Raw genomic sequence first — 16,940 nt, 5'->3', positions numbered from 1 at the left:
CTAGCGCTATCCATTGGCGGCAGCGCCGGGAATATTTCACGGAAGATATCTGCTGACTAGTCATATTATTTGACTATTTGTTTCCAAGCCGAGCTGCGCCAGCCGAGCACTTGCTCCCCCACAGGAGGCCGGCGCCCTCACCGCCCGGCGCCTTGCCCGGGGGCTGCTTGATCACGCGCGCGGTTTGACCTTGATTTGCCTCACTCACACAGCGCAGCTACGCGTTGTCTGATACCGCTCGCGAACAAGGATTCGATATGCAGCCCGTCACCGCCAAACCGCTCTACATCCGCATGCACGCGGACGATAATGTCGCGATCGTCGCGAACCGCGGAGGTTTGCATCCGGGCGCTGAGTTCTCGTGCGGTTTGCGGCTGATCGAACAGATCCCGCAAGGCCACAAGGTTGCCCTCGCCGATATCGGAGAAGGCGAAGCCATTCGCCGCTACGGCGAGGTCATCGGCCATGCCGCAGCGCCGATCGCGAGAGGTAGCTGGGTCAAGGAATCGCTGGTGCAAATGCCCGACGCGCCCTCGTTCGATAATCTGCCAAGGCCGAACGGCGGCGCGATCCGGCTGCCGCCGCTGGAAGGCTACACGTTCGAAGGCTATCGCAATGCCGACGGTTCGGTCGGCACCCGCAACATCCTCGCGATCTCGACCAGCGTGCAGTGCGTCGCCGGCACGGTCGAGTTCGCACTGGAGCGGATTCGCAAGGATCTATTGCCGAAATATCCCAACGTCGACGACGTCGTTGCGGTCACGCATGCCTATGGCTGCGGCGTTGCGATCAACGCACCGGGCGCAGCCGTACCGATCCGCACGCTGCAGAACCTGGCGCGCAATCCCAATTTCGGCGGCGAGGTGATGATCGTTGGCCTCGGCTGCGAGAAGCTGCAGCCAGAACTGCTGCTGCCCGAGGGCATGAGCGCCGATGACGAAATCATGCGCATGCAGGACGAAGGCCTCACAGGCTTTGGCGAGATCGTCGAGGACATCGTGCAGATGGCCGATGCGCGCCTCAAGATTTTGAACCGGCGCCGCCGTGAAACCTGCCCGGCCTCGGCGCTAGTTGTGGGCATGCAATGCGGCGGCAGCGATGCGTTCTCGGGTGTCACTGCCAATCCTGCGCTGGGTTTTGCTGCGGATCTGCTGGTGCGCGCCGGCGCCACCGTGATGTTCTCTGAAGTGACGGAGGTGCGCGACGCGATCCATCTCTTGACGCCGCGCGCGGCGACCCAGGACGTTGCCGACGCGCTGGTGCGCGAGATGGCCTGGTATGACCGCTACCTCGCCGGCGGCGAAGCCGACCGCAGCGCCAACACCACGCCGGGCAACAAGAAGGGAGGCCTCTCCAACATCGTCGAGAAGGCGATGGGCTCGGTGATCAAGTCCGGCACCAGCCCGATCGCGGGCGTGCTTGCGCCGGGCGAACGTGTCAGCCAAAAGGGGCTGATTTTTGCTGCGACTCCGGCAAGCGATTTTGTCTGCGGTACGTTGCAATTGGCCTCCGGCATGACGCTGCATGTCTTCACCACCGGCCGCGGCACGCCCTATGGACTTGCCGCCGTGCCGGTCATCAAGGTCTCGACCCGCAGCGAGCTGAAGCAACGCTGGCACGACCTGATCGACGTCGACGCCGGCAGCATTGCGACCGGCGATGCGACGATTGAGGACGTCGGCTGGGAGATATTCCGCTTGATCCTCGACGTGGCGAGCGGCCGCGAGACCTGGGCCGAGCACTGGAAGCTGACCAACGCGCTCGCGCTGTTCAACCCCGGTCCGGTGACCTGACCGGGAGCAAGGCAAGATACCTGAACTGCGGCCGCCGCGAGATGCGGGGACCGTAAGCGACTAAGCTGCCATCAGCCTTTCGATATCGGGTATCGGATGGGAAGTTAACTGCTTCGGAATCTCGCCTACGATCCGCTCTGTCACTTCGGCATGAAAGGCCTGTCGAAGGTTGCCCAGCACTTTCGCCGGTGCGACCACAACCAATTTTTCGAAATGATTGCCGTGGGCAAGCCGATAGAGCGCGTCGGCAATGGTGCCAGCGAACCGCTCTTCGGCGATATAATGCCAGTCGGCTTGCTCCATTGCGCTTCGGGCCGCGCCGACGCTCTGGACGGACCGCCCGGGACGATCGGTTCCCTGTTCGCGCGTCGCCGGATTTTCCTGCTCAAGCACGTGCTCGACTTCCAAATTGAGCTGCTGCGGGGTGCCTTTGTTACGGAGGAAGAGGGCCTTTTTGCCATCGCCGATGAGAACAAGCGCGTTGTGAGAAATACGAGGTTTCGCTTCAGAGGTCATATTCGGTGCTCCATGTGGGCCCAACGCATGAATTTCTGGCTGGTTGCCTCTACCGGAACTTTCTCCTCCATTAACTTAGCTTCCGGAACCAAAGTGGATGCGACGCTTTGAGCCCGCGGGCAGCATTCGAACGAGAGGAACTTTAATGAGGAAGATCGCAATCGGCCTGGTGGCCGGCACGGGTCTGCTCCTGACGGGCAGCGCAAATGCCTCCGACGTATATACCGACAGCGAATACAAAAACTCCGACCTGATACAACAGGTCCGCATGGTGTGTGACGATGATGGACGCTGCTATCGCACCCGCCGCGGCAGCCGCGTGATCGTTCGCGATTCATATGCCTATGCGCCGCGCGAGCGATACATCGAGCGTCGACACTATCATCATCATCGCGACTGGGACGACGGGTCGCGAGCCGGCGTTGGTTTCCGGGCACCTGGCGTAAGCGTGGGCGTCGGCGTGGACAGCGACCGCTGGTAGGACAATCGAGGAGAGACTTCGGGCTCGTCTGAGGTCTCCCCACCAGTGTCGGAATATTTCATTTGCCCCACTGGAACGGCGATCCGACATGCCTGTTAGCGGGTGAAGAACCGGCAAGCGGAGAGGCTCACATGAAAGTTTCCGATGCGATGACGCCCGAGGTTCAACTTTGCACTCCGGATGATACGTTAAAGGACGCCGCGCAGGCCATGGCGGCGCTCGGTGTCGGGTTGCTCCCGGTAACGGACAATGAACGCCTGGTCGGCATGATTTCCGACCGCGATATCGCGATCCGTGGGATCGGCATGGGCCGAGGTCCCGAGGCGCGGGTCGGCGACGTGATGACGGCCGACGTCAAGTACTGCTACGAAGACCAGGATCTCGACGAGGTGTGCGCCAACATGGGTGACATCCAGGTCCGTCGCCTGCCCGTGCTCAATCGCGACAAGCGGCTCGTCGGCATCATTGCGCTGGGCGACATCGCGCTGGTGCAAGGCGGCAACGGGACGGGTGCGGCGTTGAGCCGAATTTCACGTCCCGGCGGGCAGCATGCGCAGGTTTAATCTGCGGAAAAGCCGGTAGAGATGTCCCCGTCGATTTTGCGCGGGATGACAGGAACCCCGGTCAACCGCTCGCCGTTCTAATCGTCGTCCCGCGGACGGGGGATGCCGACGGAGCGGCGCAGACCGATGACACGAAAGCCAACGTTTCCCCGACGCCGAAAAATCTCGTCGTTCCGAAATCCCGAGCGCTATCGGCTTCGTGCGCTCGACGATTCCGCGGATGAACTGCTTGATGACTGGATGGTAGCGTATCCCGCCGCCGATCTGGCCCGATCGGACTAGTTCGACCGCGTAATAACTGCTCAACGACTCATCCTGAAGGGCCCACCAACGGTCCGCGCTGCGCGCAGACCCGGCGCTCCTCGCGATGAGGGCTTGTGACGGGCTAGGACTTCTTCGAACGCTTCTTGCTCGAACGCTTTTTGGGCACCTTGGCGCCCTCCCTTCGAGCTTCGGACAGGCCGATTGCGATCGCCTGTTTCCTGCTCTTTACCTTCTTGCCGGATCGGCCGCTCTTCAGCGTGCCGGTTTTGCGCTTCTTCATGGCACGGCTTACCTTCTTTGCCGCGCCCTTTGAATATTTGCGCTTCTTCGCTTTCTTCGCCATCTTGCTAGTCCTCGCTATTCAACAGTTCGCACGGACGCCGCTACCGGCGTTCCGTGCGACCCATGTCAGGCAATCGGCCCTTAACTAATCCTTCCCGACGGTCAATCAGCGATACTCCCTATAGTTCCCGGCACCTCACTTCGATCCCCAACGGCGGATTCGGCCGCCTTTTCGCACTGCAGGAAATTTTCTTGCATTTTGCTCGGTGTTGCCGCAAGGGCATATGTTAGGGATCAGACAGACGACAATTCGTCGGTGGGTTAATCTTGCAATGAGGTTAGCCAATGTTCGCCGCCCTCTTACCCATCGAATGTCCGCGTTGCGTCAGATGCCTGACCCGAATGCGACTGGCCGATGTTGCCCCGGGTGCCGACCGTTCCGAAAAGCGAACCTTCGAATGCGCAAAATGTAACGCTACCGAAATCAGATTCGTTGCAGATCCGCTCGATTCAGAAGAATTGAACCGCCTGACGGACAACATCAGGCCGCCATCATGAACCTGACGCGAAGTGCGATGCGGATCGGAATGTCCTGCGCATTCAGCGCCGTCGAGCCCTTCATCAGACATATGGGTTGGCTTCGATGACGTTGCTGCCAGCGATCTTTACCCTTGATATTGGCGGAAGACCAACCCTCGCCTTCGAAGCCAAGAACTTGCGGGAATCTCAGCAGCTTTGTCACGAGCATTGGCTGCGTCAGGATATCGCCGGTTTGACCTCGAACGGTGCACCTCTCTGGGATGGTAAGGCGCGGCTCCGGGCCCGACGCTCGACCGAGAACGAAATTGCCCTGTACCGGGAAGCCGCACGGGATGCCGCGCAACCGCAGGAAGACCTGCTGCTGGCCTTTCTCGTGGAGCTGGACGACCTCGAAGAGGCCCCGGACCCCGCTTGCTGCGAGCACGAGAAGGACGGCTTCATCAAGGTCGTCGTGAAGTCGTGATGCCATGCCGCGCGTCCTGATCGGCACGTCGGGTTGGCACTACGATTCCTGGCGCGGGCCGTTCTTTCCCAAGGGACTGCCGCTCAAAGAGCAATTGCAGTTTTACGCCGGTCAATTCCCGACCACCGAACTGAACGGGGTGTTTTACCGGACGCCGACACCGGAAGCGGTTAAGGGCTGGCGTGCGCAGACGGGAAGCAATTTCGTATTCGCCTGGAAGGCATCCAAATTCATCACGCATTGGAAGCGGCTCTCGGAGAATTCGGTCAACAGCCTCGAACTGCTCGAAAGCCGCCTCTCCCTGCTCGGCAGGAAGGCGGGACCGGTGCTGTTTCAACTACCACCGAATTTCCCAGCCAACGCCGACCGGCTTGCCTCGTTCTTCAAGCTGCTCTCGAAGAAGCGCCGGTACAGCTTCGAATTCAGGCATCCGAGCTGGTACGAGCCCAGGATCATCCGGCTGCTGCGCGAGCACAACGTCTCGCTTTGCATTTCCGACCATCATGACGCACCGGCGCCGTGGAAGCGCACCGCCGATTTCGTATACGTCCGCGGGCATGGGCCCGGAGGCCGTTATCGAGATCACTATGGCGAGGCCGCCCTTGCCGGTTGGGCCCGTCGCATCAAGTCCTGGAAAAGGCAGGGCTGCGACGTGTTCGTCTACTTCGACAATGACCAGAAGAGCGCCGCGCCGGCCGATGCCCGACGCCTGATCGAGCTAATGTGACACGCCTGATCGCGGCAAAGCCGGGGAACCAACGCGTCGATCTGCCGTTGGCCCTTCGAACTATTTTCTGGTTATCGAGTTTTCGGATGAGCCATTTCGCCGATCGCCGCAGCAGGTCGCTGTGGATGGACGTTGCGGTCGCTCCCAACGCAGCACCGCTGCAGGGCGACAAGGAATGCGACGTCGTCGTCATTGGCGCTGGCATCGCAGGAATCTCCACCGCCTACGAAGTGGCGATCGAAGGCTCGCGGGTCATTGTGGTCGACCGCGGCGATATCGCCGGCGGCATGACGGCGCGAACCACGGCGCATCTCGGCTCGCTGTGCGACGATCTGACATCGGCGATGATCCGACTGCGCGGCGAGGTGCTTTCGCGTCTGTTCCATGAAAGCCAGGCGGCTGCGATCGATCGCGTCGAAGCGGTGCATAAGAAGGAATCCATCGATTGCGATTTCCGTCGGCTCGACGGCTATCTTTTTCAGGCGCTCAATACGGATTCGAAAATCATCGAGGATGAGCTTGATGCCGCTCGCAAAGTTGGCACGCCCGTTTATCGGCTGGTCGGCGTCCCCTTCTCTCACTGCGAGCAACAACACGTGTTGCGCTACCCGCGGCAGGGTACGTTTCATCCGCTCAAATATCTCAAGGGGCTTGCCGCGGTTATTGAAGCGAAGGGCGGGACGTTCCATGCCGGCACGGTGGTCGAGTCCGTCGAAGAACGTGACGATGGCAAAGTGGTCGTCTCAACCGGCGGCGGCAAGGTCATTGCCCGGGCCGCGGTCGTGGCGACGAACTCGCCGATCGTGGATCGATTTGCCTTGCATACGAAGATGGCGCCCTATCGCACCTATGCAATGGCATTCTCGATCCGGAAGGGGACGATCCCGGACGCCTTGTATTGGGACACGCTGGATCCCTACCACTATGTGCGGCTGCAGCCGGGCGAGGATCAGACCGACTATCTCATCGTCGGAGGTGAAGATCACAAGAGCGGTGAAGCTGACGATGCCGAGATGCGTTTTCAGGCCCTCGAAGCCTGGACGCGCAATCTCATTCCTGACGTTCAGGAGGTTACCAACCGCTGGTCGGGGCAAGTTCTCGAGACCATCGACTATGCGGGCTTCATCGGCAAAAATCCGGGGAGCGAGAATATCTACGTGCACACCGGCGATTCCGGCCAAGGCATGACACACGGGGTGGCGGGCGCCATGATCAACGCGGCATTGATTCTGGGCCGCGACGCCAAATGGACCGAGGTCTACGCGCCCTCACGCAAGACCCCTGCCGCCATCGGCAATTTCCTGAAAGAGAACCTGACCCCGGTGAAGAATTTCGCAGAATATCTCGCGCCGGGCGAACTAAATTCGGTGAGCGACTTAGAGGCCGGACACGGCGCCATCATACGGCACGGCCTCAGCAAGATCGCCGCCTATCGCGATTCCTCTGGCAAACTCTATACCCGCTCGGCCGCTTGCACGCATATCGGCTGCCATCTGCATTGGAATTCTTTTGAGACGTGTTGGGACTGCCCCTGCCACGGATCTCACTTCGCATTCGACGGGACGCCGCTCAACGCTCCCGCAGTAGGCCCGCTGGCCGCGCACGACATAGAGGATCAGCCGTAGAATTCCATAGCCGGCCGTCAGCGGAAATTGCGCGGCAAGCCGTTATGGATATCGGTGGCGGCGACGGCAGCGTGACCTGTTGCGACCGCGATCTGGTGCAGGTCTGAAACGGCATCTCCGACAGCGTACAATCCCGGCACGTTCGTGCGTTGATGTGCATCGACGTCAAGGCAGCCGGCATCGTTATGGCTGGCACCAAGTTTCCGTCCCAACTCGGAGCGCACCTCGCAGCCCAAAACCGGATAGATCACGTCGAAGGCTTCGACCGTTCCGTCGCTCAGTGACACGGTCATTTGCTTGTCCTGCCTGCGGAAGGCGACGGCGCGGGCCGTTAGCAAGCGAATGTCCGCCTCCGACAACTCGCGCGAGAGCGGCTCGCCACAGCCATTGCCGTCCAGCGTCAGCAGCGTGACGTATCTGGAATAGGTGCGCAGAAATAGCGCTTTTGTGCCCGCATCATTGGCGCTGCCCAGCACTCCGATGCGCAGGTCCGTTGCCTCGAACCCGTCGCATATCGGGCAGTAACGGACCAACCCGTAGCCGATAGCCTGTTGCAGATCAGGATTTCCGAGGTCGCGATCGATCAATCCGCTTGCCAGCACGGCCCGTTTTGCCGTGATGGTACCTTGCGAGCAAGTCGCCTCGAAGCCGCTCCTGGCGAGCTGCAACTCCGTAACCCGATCGGCGATGATCTCGACACCGTAAGTCTTTGCCTGCGCCGCGAGCGATTCCAACAATTTCGGGCCGGCAATTCCGTCGGCAAAGCCCGGATAGTTATGCGTTGCTGGGATCAACGCTGCCCGGCTTTCCCTGCTATCGACGACGACTACTTTGCGCCGGTAGCGCGCCAAGTAAATCGCGCAAGTCAACCCGGCCGGCCCGCCGCCGATGATCAGCGCATCGAGGTCGTTTGGCGCAAATCGTGGCATCACCTTCTCTCCTGAACTAAACCAAGCCCGATGCGTATCGCAACGTTCCTGCAGCCCGCGCGATCAGGAGCGCGACGTCATGGCCTGCCCTCGCTCAGGAACGAAGGCCGCGGCCGGACATTGACCTGGACCAGACCCACCACAGCGCAGGTCACGATTATGGGTACCATTAAACGGACGACCCGCCGAGTTGCGGGGAAGACCAAGGAAGTCATCGCCGAAGTCGTCGGCGACGGTAAGTTGCAAGAGGAAGCCAAGGCGGAACAGCGCAAGAGCGAGGATGAGGATAAGGAACCCAGCGAGCTCAATCCGTTAGGAAACCTCCACCGCCTCACCTAGCCGCAGCACCAAGGCTGCGGGGCCGGCGCTGCTTTCAGGAGAGATACAATGCTGCACTATCCGCGGCCGCCTTTTCCCAGCCAGCATCAGCCGATGCCGGGCACGACCGGCGCGATGAATCCGCTGCCAGACCACGGCGAAACTTCCTACAAAGGCAGCGGCCGGCTCGACGGCAAGAAGGCGGTCATCACCGGAGGTGATAGCGGCATCGGTCGCGCGGTTGCTATTGCCTTCGCCAGGGAGGGCGCCGACGTTTTGATCTCATATCTCGAGGAGCATGACGATGCTCGCGAAACCGAACGGCTGGTGACGGAAGCCGGCAGAAAGGCCGTTCTTGTTTCGGGCGACATCCAACACCCCGATCACTGCCGCGCTGTGATCGCGAAGGCCGTATCGGCATTCGGCGACATCGACATCCTCGTCAATAACGCCGCACATCAAGCCAGCTTCAAGTCCATCGAGGATATCAGCGACGAGGAATGGGAGTTGACCTTCAAGGTCAACATCCACGCGATGTTCTACCTTACCAAAGCGGCCGTCAGCCACATGAAGCCGGGAAGCTGCATTATCAATACCGCATCGATCAATTCGGATGTGCCCAACCCGAGCCTGCTGGCCTATGCGACGACCAAGGGAGCGATCCATAATTTCACGGCAGGGCTGGCGCAGATGCTGGCCGAGAAGGGCATTCGCGCCAATGCCGTCGCCCCGGGGCCGATCTGGACGCCGCTCATTCCCTCAACCCTGCCCGAAGATTCCGTGAAGAACTTCGGCAAGCAAGTTCCAATGAAGCGTCCGGGCCAGCCGGTCGAACTGGCGACCGCCTACGTCATGCTAGCTGATCCGCTTTCCAGCTACGTCTCCGGTGCGACCATCGCGGTCACCGGCGGAAAGCCGTTCCTGTAACGGATGCAGGCCGAACGCGGCAGCCGGTACCGTCTAGCTGCGAATAGTAGCTTGCATGCGATCACGCAGATACTGAATGAGAACGACCGTCTTTGCATCGACGATCTCTCCAGTTGAGATCATCGCGGCAGCCTGCTCCAGGGTCGTCTCGACCACCTCGATATCTTCCCCCTCCTCCTTAAGTCCGCCGCCGTCGGACACCTTGTTCGCCGGTGAGTAAGTGCAGATGAAGAAGACGATCTTTTCCATGATCGCGGCTGGGCTCACATACAGCTCGAACAAGCGTTCCAGTTTCGAGATCTTGTAACCGAGTTCTTCCTGCATCTCTTTCACAATGCGCTGTTCAGCTTCCTCGCCATCGAGCTTGCCGGCGCACGCCTCTACGGTTCGCTCCATGCCGTCCTGCAGGAATATCGGCAGCCGCAGTTGCCGGGTGAGCAGCACGGTCATGCGATCCGCATCATAGGGCAGAATGACGGCCGAATTGCCGTTGTCGTAGATCTCGCGCTGGCGCCGTTGGCGTTCGCCGTCACGCCTGCGCTGTTCGTAGCTCACGCGGATCAGCTTTCCCTTGCCCTGAGCAATGGTCTCGATCTCGTCTATGTGTACGGCTTCACCGTCCATCTTCATGGTATCCAAAACGCCGGTGATCAAGCTTCGATCCCTCCGGTAAGCGAGCGACTTTCCTACGCACCCCATCCCCGGTACGCAGCCCGGAACGTGCCTCCATCCTCCACGTTAGTCAGACAAAGGAGGTCGCCATGGTTCTGAATGCCCATACGGATCCGATGACGGAGGAGCAGAGGAAGGAAATCAAGCGCCTCTGCGACGCCGCGGATATTCCCGACAAATCCGGTGAATTGCTGACTCGCTCGGGTGCCCAGCAGATGATCGAGGAGCTTCGGCGGAAAGTCGCAGAGCAGCGGCATGATGATTGAAGCGACCCTTCCACTTGCGCTCGCGCAAGGGGTTCCGATCCACGCGATCAGGCCGAAGCGAGCACCGGATGCTCGGACTGCTGCCGCCTGAACTGCTGATAGGCCGCGATTGCCTTGTTGGCCAGCATCAGCCGCCGCCGCTCGCCACGTCGCACCATCAGTTCTATCGTGTCGCTGAGAAAGCGACCGGCCACCATCGCATCACCCAGCTCTCCCGTACGCTCGAGATAGTCCCAGGCGATTTCAATCGAGCTCTCTATCAACAGGGGCAGCGGTTCCGTCATCTTCGCGTCCAACCATTTTTTGAAAGAACGCCCGGCGACAATGTCCGTTCCTGCAGTAGCGGATGGCAGCCTGTGCGGAAACGCTCACGGTCCTCCGGCAACAGCTCCCGCAATCACCATCGTCAGATCGTCCAGATCGATCTTGCCCTTGACGACGAGGCCTTCGGAGTCATCGATGCTGAGCGCCCGCGGATCATTCGCTGCCTGCCGTTTCAGTTCAGCAACGATTGCTTCCTTCAATTTCTCTTCAAGCATCTGCAGCGTCTCCATCCATCCCACAGTGGCGGGCCAAGTTTACTGCGCCATAGACCCAGTAAACTAATGCGTGTTGGTCTCATGCCACTTTTCCAAGTCTACTTTCGACGACGACCGCTGCTCCTTCTCCGGCTTCTCTTTCCACGGCTTGTCAGTCTGCTTGTGTGATCCCCAGTCGGTCTGCTGGCGCGGATCATCGGTGGGCTTTTCCTTGCTCATTTGGACACCTCCAGAATTGGAAGCCGAATGCACGGGATTTAGTTCCGATAAATCGGTGGATCAGGGTTCCAACGTCTAGAATCGTACAGACAGACGCTGTTCCCGCCTCCTAATCTTTCTGAATGGACAAGAAAAAGGTCGAAGATGGGCCGCAGCGGGACCTTCATTCCGAAGCGCTGGCAGCGCTGGAGAAGGCGCGGGCCATGCCTCATGGTCCTGCACGAAGCGAAGCTTTGAAGCGCGCAGGTCTTCTACAGAACGCGGCCGACATGCAGGGGCTGCTATTTGCCAAGCGTGGACGTCCCCCGAAAACCTGACCCGCTCCCCTTCACAGCAGGGGCCCCCAAGCGCCCGGCGCAGCGCGCGTGACGCCTGCCAAGCGGTCACCCGATCGGAACCCGGCAACAGTCTCGACGTTGGCCTTGCGAACAGCAAGGAGGCTCCGATGGGATTGGCCGAATACATGATCGTCTCCGAGCCGGACGGGTGGACGGTCCTCCATGACGGGAATGCGCCGCATAGATATGAGACCAAGGAAGCAGCCTTCGAAGCGGCCGTCGCTGCCGCGTCGCTGGCGATGCGCCAAGGGCACGAGATTCATATCAGCGTCCCCGGTCGCGACGGCGGTTACAAGACCCCAGTCGGCGCCGAGGAATCGCACGGCGTGCTGTGATCCGCAGTCCAGCGAAGTCGGATGTAGAGTCGTAACCCGGATGAGCGAAGCGCCACCCGGGTTGTCTCGGGGCACCTGTCCCGGATCTCGCTTCACTCATCCGGGCGACGAAAATACTCCTGTTAGAGAATTGAATTTTCCCGGCCTCAGCCTTGGTTCTCCCGATACCGCTGCTTCACGATTTCATCGCCGGCCCGCGTCGCGGCCTTGTTGCGGTAACGATAGCTCAGCGTCCCATAGATCAGCGCGGTAAGAAGCACGAACGCTCCGATGAAATAGAGTGCTTCGAGTCCCATCACGTTCTCCCAAAAATATTGTTGTGTGCCGGCTACGCTTTTACTTCGTCGCGGCCATGCACTTGCGCGGGCGGTGCGGTCGCCTCCACGGCCGTAAATGGCTCGAGAATGCGATAGCTGTGTTCGGCATGCGCAGGCACCAGCCAGGAGTCGCCTGGCTCCAGCCTTATCGTCTGGCCCTCGATAACAAGTTCAGCACGTCCACTCACGACATAGCCCACCGTTTCATAATCTCTCGGCCGGGATACGTCGGTTTGCGGCTGTTCGTTTTCCCATAAGCGCATCGAGAGGCGTTTGCCGGAAACGAGATAGGTTTGACCCATCGTTCCCTTGGGTGCGGTTTTGCTGGATACCTTCTTGACGGTGCTGTCGCTCATCTGCCGCTCCATCTCGCTTCACCTGGAGTCAATTGGGCGTGGCACTGCCGGTTCCATCTAATGCTTCAATTTAACGGCGCCTCCTGACGGATGCAGGAGGAACCTGATTCTCCGCTCCGCGTTTCCCGAACGTGCGGATAAATGGAAGTCGGGGAGGATTTTGTGGACGACTTCAGGGACACTCAACACGGCGTCAACGATCCCGTTGGTGGCCTCGACGTCAAGCGAAAGTTCAAGGACAATCCGACTGAGCACGAACGCGCCCAATCCGCGGCGGACGTTCGCTCCAGCGCCGTTGCCGCCCCGGACGAAAAATTCCTGCCGGAAGCCTTGAGGCGCCGGCCGACGGGTCCGCTCAATCCGCGGACCGGTCGTCGTCCTGCTCCGTAAGCAGATTCCACTCCATCTGCGCAATTCGCCGCTGGAAATGTTCAGCAAATGCGGACGCGTGTTTCGTTACGCGCTAGGGAACCGGCCCGATCGTCAAAAACAAGATCGTGATAGGTGATGCAGGCCACATTCGCGCGTGACCGTTGGCCGTATTGCGGTGGTGCAAGCCACACTGCATTTCGAACCAACGGAGTTTTCCATGAAGCTGTTGATTTCCGGATTCGTGGCAGTCGCCCTGCTCGCGGTCGCAACCTCGATGCGCTCGTACTCAATTTCCCATGAACGCTCTACCGTAACCACTGGCGTGGCATTGTCGAAGAAATCTCCGGCTGCCGCGGGCGTCACCAGGCTGCCGATCGAAGAGTACGAGGATATGTCGCTGGTCTTCTCGACACCACCCGCGAAGCATTGACGCAATCGGCGTAGTCGCCGCGCCGAGCGCTCTATCGCTTTGTCGCCCGCTCGAGGAATTGCACCAGCGCGGCGCGGTCCTGCTCCGAGCCGATGCGCTGCTCCGGCATCTTGGTGCCGGGCGTGTAGGCCTGCGGCCCGACCTCGAACAGCTTGGAAACCGTCTCCGGCGTCCAGACGATATCGAGGCGCTTGAGCGCTTCGGAAAAATTATATCCGGGCGCGGTGGCAATTCGCCGGCCGAAGATGCCGGCCAGCGTGGGGCCTGCGCGGTTGACCTGATCGGCACCGAGCGTATGGCAGGCCACACAGGCGCGAAAGACCTCCGCGCCGCGATCGCCGGCATAGGCGGCGAGCGGATCTCCTGCCGTTTCCACGAGAAGCGGATCGACCGGCTCGCCTGTCGCGGCATTCCAGCGCCGGATGATGTTGTCAGCGCCGCCCGTGAGCAGCGTGCGGCTGTCAGGTGCGAATACGACTGACCAGACCGGAAGGCCCGGGCCGACCAGCGTGCGCGCGAGCGTACGCGCTTGGCGATCGATCACCGCGACCGTACCGCCGATACCCGCGGCGGCCACATGCGCGCCATCAGGTGAAATCGCAATCGAGATCACCGGCCTTGGCCCTGCCACAAGCTCGCCGACGCGCGCGCCGCCAGCGGTCAGGAGGTAAACCTTGCCGTCGGCACCGCCGACCGCGATTTCACCGTCACGGCCTACGGCCACGGCGTTGAGCGGCGTCGGCATCGGAATGACGGTCGGCGGCTGCGCGCCCGACAGCGGCCAGATGCGAACGCTGAGGTCGTAGCTGACGCTGACCAGCGTGCGGCCATCGGCCGTAAACGCCACGCCGTTGACGTTCTGCGTATGCTCATCAAATACCCGCGGCGCGCCGCCTGCGAGCGGCCAGAGCCGCACCGTGTGATCCCACGACGCCGACGCGAGCGTCGCGCCATCAGGCGATACGGCGAGCGCTACGATCGGCGCCGTGTGGCCTTCGAACACCGCGTCGGGCTCTGCCTTGCCAAAAGTCCAGATGGCGATGCGACCGTCAGCGCCGGCGGTCGCTGCGCGTCCCTCCCCGAGCAGCACGACCGCGTTGATTGCGTCGGAATGGAAACGAAGCACCTGCTCGGCCGCATTGCGCGTCAGCGACCAGCGGATCGCGGTTGAATCGAAACTGCCGGAGATCGCGCTTTGCCCGTCGGCCGAGATCGCCAGCGCCCGAACCGGCCCGCCATGCCCGCGCAGTTGCGCGATGGCAGCTGTTGCGCCGATCGGCAGCGCGATCAGCACGGCCGCAAGCGCCAGAAGCTGCGAGCGGACTGCCTTGCGACGTGAAGCTTTCGCCAAATCGCTGGTTGCCATTACCGCCGGCCCTTTAGCGTACGCCCGGCCTGTCGCGGTCGAGCCCCTTGGCTTGCAGGTCGTCGAGGTAGTCCTGAAAGCGCCGCTCGGCATTCTCACCGAGATCGCGCAAGAACGCCCAGGAGTAGATGCCGGTCGCGTGCATATCGTCGAACCCTATTCTGACGGCATAATTGCCGACAGGATCGACCGAAAGAATGGTGACATTGCGTTTGCCGCCGACCGTCTTGCGCTCGGCTTCGGAATGCCCCTGCACTTCGGCCGACGGGCTGGTCACCCGAAGCAATTCGGCGGAGAGATCGAATGTGCGGCCATCGTCGAAGGTAACGCGCAAGCTGCGGCGATCCTTCGGCAGACGGATTTCGACCGGCCACGCCAGCGTGACGTCAGGCGCGCCCACCGCCGGCGTCAGCCCGGGCCGATCAGATTGTGGCCGGGATCGCTGACCCTGGCGCCCGTGGTCGTAAAGGCGACGGAGCTCGACTCCTGAAAGTTGTTGAGCACCATCGCAACGCCGACAGCAGCAACGACTGCGAATGCTACTGCCGCAACAAATGATTTCATGTCACTTCCTCACGTTTTGCTTGCGCCTGACCGGACTATTCGGCCGGTACTGCGCGGGCCGTGCCATCAGATGGAGCTTCGCCCTTTGCCTGCTGTTCCTTGACCCAGATCGCGTGATGTTCCTTGGCCCAGTTGAGATCGACCTCACCCGTTCCCATCGCATCAAACGCCCCCTCCATGCCGATCGAGCCGATATAGATGTGCGCCAGCATAGCGGCGATGAAGAGCATCGCGATCACGGCGTGGATCACGGTCCAGAACTGGAGCGCCGTGACGTTGCCCGGGAGATACGGGAATAGCAGGAACCAGCCCGACACCGACATCAGCACGCCGCCGATGATCACGATCCAGAAGATGCCCTTCTGGCCCGCGTTGAAACGCTTGGCCGGCGGATGCTTGTCGTCAGACAGAAGGCCCCCGCCCTGCTTGAGCCATTCCCAATCGAGCTTGCTCGGAATGTTATCCTTGATCCAGATCAGGAACATGATCGCAAGCCCCAGCATGAAGGGGAATGCCAGGTAGTTGTGCGCAAGCTTGGCCCAGGCCGACATGGTCGCAAAAGCGTCGGGGCCGAACAGCGGCAAGATCAGGGCGCGTCCGAAGCTGACGTTCAGGCCCGAGAGCGCCAAGATGATGAAGCAACTTGCCGTGAGCCAGTGTGTAAACCGCTCGAAACTGGCGAACCGCAGCATCGTCTTCCCTGAGAACCCCTCATGCACGCGAATCCGGCCGCGCACCATCAGGAAGATCGCGAGCACAGCCAGCATGCCGAGGATGGAAATGCCGCCGATCCAGGGCAGCTTGCTACGCTGGAAGTCGCGCCAGTCGCGCCCGGCGGGCTGGATCAAGCTGGCAGCCATCCCGTCGGGGATCGATACGCGCCCGGTGATCTTGTCGCCCTCCTTCAGCGCGTTCAGAAGCTTGTCTTCCTGAACGGCCTCGGCGGTCGGCTTGAAGGAAATCTGTGCGGCCGCAGGCTGTGCGAGAACGAACAGCAAAGCGAATGCGGCGAACAGCGGTTTGAACACCGCGAATCTGAGAATTGAAAGTGAGCCTGGCATTTGCCAACGCCTTTCGGTTATCGGAATTACCCTGATGCCGCCGCGCCGAAGCGCGGCGGCCGTTGCATCAGCCGGTCGGTGAATCGCTGTAGGCCGTCTTCCAGCCCCACATGCCCGAGCCATAGCCGCGCTTCATCACCCGCTCCTTGTAGATCTCGGCGATGATCGCGCCGTCGCCGGCGAGCAGTGATTTGGTCGAGCACATCTCGGCGCAAATCGGCAGCTTGCCTTCGGCCAGACGGTTGGCGCCGTATTTGGCGTATTCGGCCGGGGTGGAGTCGGCTTCCGGCCCGCCCGCGCAGTAGGTGCACTTGTCCATCTTGCCGCGCGATCCGAAGTTGCCGACCTTCGGATATTGCGGCGCGCCGAACGGACAGGCGTAGAAGCAGTAGCCGCAGCCGATGCACAGATCCTTGGAGTGCAGCACGACGCCGTCGGCGGTGGTGTAGAAGCACGACACCGGGCAAACCGCGGCGCACGGCGCATCCGTGCAGTGCATGCAGGCCATAGAGACCGAGCGTTCGCCGGGCTTGCCGTCATTGATGGTGACGACGCGGCGGCGATTGATGCCCCACGGCACTTCATGTTCGTTCTTGCAGGCGGTCACGCATGCATTGCACTCGATGCAACGGTCGGCATCACAAAGAAATTTGACGCGAGCCATGATCTATTCTCCT

At 61.0% G+C, this 16,940-nt stretch carries 25 protein-coding genes and 1 pseudogene; 12 read left to right on the top strand and 14 right to left on the bottom strand.

Features of this window, described 5'->3' with window-relative positions; genetic code table 11:
- The first annotated feature begins 257 nt into the window (after nt 1-257).
- Nucleotides 258-1,793, top strand: coding sequence for a galactarate dehydratase (gene garD / locus KJQ96_RS03535; RefSeq protein WP_213285317.1), 1,536 nt, complete (start codon nt 258-260; stop codon nt 1,791-1,793).
- A gap of 60 nt (nt 1,794-1,853) precedes the next feature.
- On the opposite strand, the gene KJQ96_RS03530 is transcribed toward garD, so the two are convergent.
- Entirely contained in the window at nt 1,854-2,309 is a 456-nt protein-coding gene (locus KJQ96_RS03530; RefSeq protein ID WP_057847726.1) for a host attachment family protein, read from the bottom strand.
- A gap of 145 nt (nt 2,310-2,454) precedes the next feature.
- Between KJQ96_RS03530 and KJQ96_RS03525 the strand changes: the two genes are divergently transcribed.
- Nucleotides 2,455-2,790: a hypothetical protein gene (locus tag KJQ96_RS03525; protein ID WP_213285316.1), complete on the top strand. Its 336-nt coding sequence runs from the start codon at nt 2,455-2,457 to the stop codon at nt 2,788-2,790.
- 131 nt (nt 2,791-2,921) lie between these two features.
- The gene (locus tag KJQ96_RS03520) at nt 2,922-3,353 is read left to right on the top strand and encodes a CBS domain-containing protein (protein WP_213285315.1); all 432 of its coding nucleotides are present in this window, start codon (nt 2,922-2,924) and stop codon (nt 3,351-3,353) included.
- Between the two features lie 388 nt (nt 3,354-3,741).
- Here the strand turns inward: KJQ96_RS03520 and KJQ96_RS03515 are convergent.
- A pseudogene (locus KJQ96_RS03515) lies at nt 3,742-3,960 on the bottom strand (DUF6496 domain-containing protein); the annotation flags it as partial.
- A gap of 582 nt (nt 3,961-4,542) precedes the next feature.
- On the opposite strand from KJQ96_RS03515, the gene KJQ96_RS03510 reads away from it, so the two are divergent.
- The 3 genes from KJQ96_RS03510 (at nt 4,543) to KJQ96_RS03500 (ending at nt 7,254) form a co-directional block, all read left to right on the top strand.
- A complete protein-coding gene (locus KJQ96_RS03510) occupies nt 4,543-4,902 on the top strand; it encodes a hypothetical protein (protein ID WP_213285313.1) in 360 nt (119 codons plus the stop codon).
- 4 nt (nt 4,903-4,906) lie between these two features.
- Nucleotides 4,907-5,629 carry a DUF72 domain-containing protein gene (locus KJQ96_RS03505; RefSeq protein ID WP_213285312.1) on the top strand — a complete coding sequence of 241 codons (723 nt, stop codon included), beginning with the start codon at nt 4,907-4,909 and terminating at the stop codon, nt 5,627-5,629.
- Nucleotides 5,630-5,715: 86 nt separating this feature from the next.
- Nucleotides 5,716-7,254 carry an FAD-dependent oxidoreductase gene (locus tag KJQ96_RS03500; protein ID WP_213285311.1) on the top strand — a complete coding sequence of 513 codons (1,539 nt, stop codon included), beginning with the start codon at nt 5,716-5,718 and terminating at the stop codon, nt 7,252-7,254.
- 17 nt (nt 7,255-7,271) lie between these two features.
- Here the strand turns inward: KJQ96_RS03500 and KJQ96_RS03495 are convergent, their stop codons facing one another.
- Nucleotides 7,272-8,183: an NAD(P)/FAD-dependent oxidoreductase gene (locus KJQ96_RS03495; RefSeq protein ID WP_213285310.1), complete on the bottom strand. Its 912-nt coding sequence runs from the start codon at nt 8,181-8,183 to the stop codon at nt 7,272-7,274.
- Nucleotides 8,184-8,342: 159 nt separating this feature from the next.
- On the opposite strand from KJQ96_RS03495, the gene KJQ96_RS03490 reads away from it, so the two are divergent.
- Nucleotides 8,343-8,522, top strand: a complete 180-nt coding sequence (locus KJQ96_RS03490) for a CsbD family protein (RefSeq protein WP_213252361.1) — start codon at nt 8,343-8,345, stop codon at nt 8,520-8,522.
- A 48-nt stretch (nt 8,523-8,570) separates the two neighbouring features.
- Entirely contained in the window at nt 8,571-9,428 is an 858-nt protein-coding gene (locus KJQ96_RS03485) for an SDR family oxidoreductase (RefSeq protein WP_213285309.1), read from the top strand.
- Nucleotides 9,429-9,461: 33 nt separating this feature from the next.
- Here the strand turns inward: KJQ96_RS03485 and KJQ96_RS03480 are convergent, their stop codons facing one another.
- Nucleotides 9,462-10,082, bottom strand: a complete 621-nt coding sequence (locus KJQ96_RS03480) for an NUDIX domain-containing protein (protein ID WP_249733694.1) — start codon at nt 10,080-10,082, stop codon at nt 9,462-9,464.
- Between the two features lie 107 nt (nt 10,083-10,189).
- Between KJQ96_RS03480 and KJQ96_RS03475 the strand changes: the two genes are divergently transcribed.
- Nucleotides 10,190-10,366 (top strand): DUF3072 domain-containing protein, encoded by a 177-nt coding sequence (locus KJQ96_RS03475; RefSeq protein ID WP_213285308.1) that lies wholly within the window; start codon nt 10,190-10,192, stop codon nt 10,364-10,366.
- A 47-nt stretch (nt 10,367-10,413) separates the two neighbouring features.
- Here the strand turns inward: KJQ96_RS03475 and KJQ96_RS03470 are convergent, their stop codons facing one another.
- The 3 genes from KJQ96_RS03470 to KJQ96_RS03460 all read right to left on the bottom strand — a co-directional run bounded on the left by KJQ96_RS03470 (nt 10,414) and on the right by KJQ96_RS03460 (nt 11,124).
- Nucleotides 10,414-10,650 (bottom strand): hypothetical protein, encoded by a 237-nt coding sequence (locus KJQ96_RS03470; protein WP_057847844.1) that lies wholly within the window; start codon nt 10,648-10,650, stop codon nt 10,414-10,416.
- An 84-nt stretch (nt 10,651-10,734) separates the two neighbouring features.
- Nucleotides 10,735-10,905 carry a hypothetical protein gene (locus KJQ96_RS03465; RefSeq protein WP_213285307.1) on the bottom strand — a complete coding sequence of 57 codons (171 nt, stop codon included), beginning with the start codon at nt 10,903-10,905 and terminating at the stop codon, nt 10,735-10,737.
- A 63-nt stretch (nt 10,906-10,968) separates the two neighbouring features.
- Nucleotides 10,969-11,124, bottom strand: a complete 156-nt coding sequence (locus KJQ96_RS03460) for a hypothetical protein (RefSeq protein ID WP_176722019.1) — start codon at nt 11,122-11,124, stop codon at nt 10,969-10,971.
- Between the two features lie 445 nt (nt 11,125-11,569).
- Here KJQ96_RS03460 and KJQ96_RS03455 point away from each other — a divergent pair, with 445 nt between their 5' ends.
- The gene (locus KJQ96_RS03455; RefSeq protein WP_213285306.1) at nt 11,570-11,797 is read left to right on the top strand and encodes a hypothetical protein; all 228 of its coding nucleotides are present in this window, start codon (nt 11,570-11,572) and stop codon (nt 11,795-11,797) included.
- Between the two features lie 146 nt (nt 11,798-11,943).
- Here KJQ96_RS03455 and KJQ96_RS03450 read toward each other — a convergent pair whose 3' ends face one another.
- A complete protein-coding gene (locus tag KJQ96_RS03450) occupies nt 11,944-12,093 on the bottom strand; it encodes a hypothetical protein (protein WP_213285305.1) in 150 nt (49 codons plus the stop codon).
- A gap of 32 nt (nt 12,094-12,125) precedes the next feature.
- Entirely contained in the window at nt 12,126-12,470 is a 345-nt protein-coding gene (locus KJQ96_RS03445) for a cupin domain-containing protein (protein WP_213285304.1), read from the bottom strand.
- Nucleotides 12,471-12,632: 162 nt separating this feature from the next.
- Between KJQ96_RS03445 and KJQ96_RS03440 the strand changes: the two genes are divergently transcribed.
- A complete protein-coding gene (locus KJQ96_RS03440; RefSeq protein WP_213285303.1) occupies nt 12,633-12,860 on the top strand; it encodes a hypothetical protein in 228 nt (75 codons plus the stop codon).
- Nucleotides 12,861-13,059: 199 nt separating this feature from the next.
- Nucleotides 13,060-13,272: a hypothetical protein gene (locus KJQ96_RS03435; RefSeq protein ID WP_213285302.1), complete on the top strand. Its 213-nt coding sequence runs from the start codon at nt 13,060-13,062 to the stop codon at nt 13,270-13,272.
- Nucleotides 13,273-13,303: 31 nt separating this feature from the next.
- Here the strand turns inward: KJQ96_RS03435 and KJQ96_RS03430 are convergent, their stop codons facing one another.
- The 5 genes from KJQ96_RS03430 to fdh3B all read right to left on the bottom strand — a co-directional run bounded on the left by KJQ96_RS03430 (nt 13,304) and on the right by fdh3B (nt 16,927).
- Nucleotides 13,304-14,638 (bottom strand): c-type cytochrome, encoded by a 1,335-nt coding sequence (locus KJQ96_RS03430; RefSeq protein ID WP_213285301.1) that lies wholly within the window; start codon nt 14,636-14,638, stop codon nt 13,304-13,306.
- A gap of 13 nt (nt 14,639-14,651) precedes the next feature.
- Nucleotides 14,652-15,038, bottom strand: coding sequence for a gamma-butyrobetaine hydroxylase-like domain-containing protein (locus KJQ96_RS03425; protein ID WP_213285300.1), 387 nt, complete (start codon nt 15,036-15,038; stop codon nt 14,652-14,654).
- Nucleotides 15,039-15,046: 8 nt separating this feature from the next.
- Nucleotides 15,047-15,202, bottom strand: coding sequence for a hypothetical protein (locus KJQ96_RS03420; RefSeq protein ID WP_213285299.1), 156 nt, complete (start codon nt 15,200-15,202; stop codon nt 15,047-15,049).
- Nucleotides 15,203-15,237: 35 nt separating this feature from the next.
- On the bottom strand, nt 15,238-16,263 hold the full coding sequence (locus tag KJQ96_RS03415; RefSeq protein WP_213285298.1) for a formate dehydrogenase subunit gamma: 1,026 nt from the start codon (nt 16,261-16,263) through the stop codon (nt 15,238-15,240).
- 67 nt (nt 16,264-16,330) lie between these two features.
- Nucleotides 16,331-16,927 (bottom strand): formate dehydrogenase FDH3 subunit beta, encoded by a 597-nt coding sequence (gene fdh3B / locus KJQ96_RS03410; protein WP_028348819.1) that lies wholly within the window; start codon nt 16,925-16,927, stop codon nt 16,331-16,333.
- Nucleotides 16,928-16,940 lie beyond the last annotated feature (13 nt).

The organism is Bradyrhizobium sp. sGM-13 (assembly GCF_018398875.1).
In the GTDB taxonomy this organism is placed as follows: domain Bacteria; phylum Pseudomonadota; class Alphaproteobacteria; order Rhizobiales; family Xanthobacteraceae; genus Bradyrhizobium.
This window is presented reverse-complemented; position numbering and strand designations above follow the sequence as displayed.

Coding starts and splice junctions, on each gene's coding strand:
- garD (WP_213285317.1), top strand. CDS start 258: ATGCAGCCCGTCACCGCCAAACCGCTCTACATCCGCATGCACGCGGAC.
- KJQ96_RS03530 (WP_057847726.1), bottom strand. CDS start 2,309: ATGACCTCTGAAGCGAAACCTCGTATTTCTCACAACGCGCTTGTTCTC.
- KJQ96_RS03525 (WP_213285316.1), top strand. CDS start 2,455: ATGAGGAAGATCGCAATCGGCCTGGTGGCCGGCACGGGTCTGCTCCTG.
- KJQ96_RS03520 (WP_213285315.1), top strand. CDS start 2,922: ATGAAAGTTTCCGATGCGATGACGCCCGAGGTTCAACTTTGCACTCCG.
- KJQ96_RS03510 (WP_213285313.1), top strand. CDS start 4,543: ATGACGTTGCTGCCAGCGATCTTTACCCTTGATATTGGCGGAAGACCA.
- KJQ96_RS03505 (WP_213285312.1), top strand. CDS start 4,907: ATGCCGCGCGTCCTGATCGGCACGTCGGGTTGGCACTACGATTCCTGG.
- KJQ96_RS03500 (WP_213285311.1), top strand. CDS start 5,716: ATGAGCCATTTCGCCGATCGCCGCAGCAGGTCGCTGTGGATGGACGTT.
- KJQ96_RS03495 (WP_213285310.1), bottom strand. CDS start 8,183: ATGCCACGATTTGCGCCAAACGACCTCGATGCGCTGATCATCGGCGGC.
- KJQ96_RS03490 (WP_213252361.1), top strand. CDS start 8,343: ATGGGTACCATTAAACGGACGACCCGCCGAGTTGCGGGGAAGACCAAG.
- KJQ96_RS03485 (WP_213285309.1), top strand. CDS start 8,571: ATGCTGCACTATCCGCGGCCGCCTTTTCCCAGCCAGCATCAGCCGATG.
- KJQ96_RS03475 (WP_213285308.1), top strand. CDS start 10,190: ATGGTTCTGAATGCCCATACGGATCCGATGACGGAGGAGCAGAGGAAG.
- KJQ96_RS03470 (WP_057847844.1), bottom strand. CDS start 10,650: ATGACGGAACCGCTGCCCCTGTTGATAGAGAGCTCGATTGAAATCGCC.
- KJQ96_RS03465 (WP_213285307.1), bottom strand. CDS start 10,905: ATGCTTGAAGAGAAATTGAAGGAAGCAATCGTTGCTGAACTGAAACGG.
- KJQ96_RS03460 (WP_176722019.1), bottom strand. CDS start 11,124: ATGAGCAAGGAAAAGCCCACCGATGATCCGCGCCAGCAGACCGACTGG.
- KJQ96_RS03455 (WP_213285306.1), top strand. CDS start 11,570: ATGGGATTGGCCGAATACATGATCGTCTCCGAGCCGGACGGGTGGACG.
- KJQ96_RS03450 (WP_213285305.1), bottom strand. CDS start 12,093: ATGGGACTCGAAGCACTCTATTTCATCGGAGCGTTCGTGCTTCTTACC.
- KJQ96_RS03445 (WP_213285304.1), bottom strand. CDS start 12,470: ATGAGCGACAGCACCGTCAAGAAGGTATCCAGCAAAACCGCACCCAAG.
- KJQ96_RS03435 (WP_213285302.1), top strand. CDS start 13,060: ATGAAGCTGTTGATTTCCGGATTCGTGGCAGTCGCCCTGCTCGCGGTC.
- KJQ96_RS03430 (WP_213285301.1), bottom strand. CDS start 14,638: ATGGCAACCAGCGATTTGGCGAAAGCTTCACGTCGCAAGGCAGTCCGC.
- KJQ96_RS03420 (WP_213285299.1), bottom strand. CDS start 15,202: ATGAAATCATTTGTTGCGGCAGTAGCATTCGCAGTCGTTGCTGCTGTC.
- KJQ96_RS03415 (WP_213285298.1), bottom strand. CDS start 16,263: ATGCCAGGCTCACTTTCAATTCTCAGATTCGCGGTGTTCAAACCGCTG.
- fdh3B (WP_028348819.1), bottom strand. CDS start 16,927: ATGGCTCGCGTCAAATTTCTTTGTGATGCCGACCGTTGCATCGAGTGC.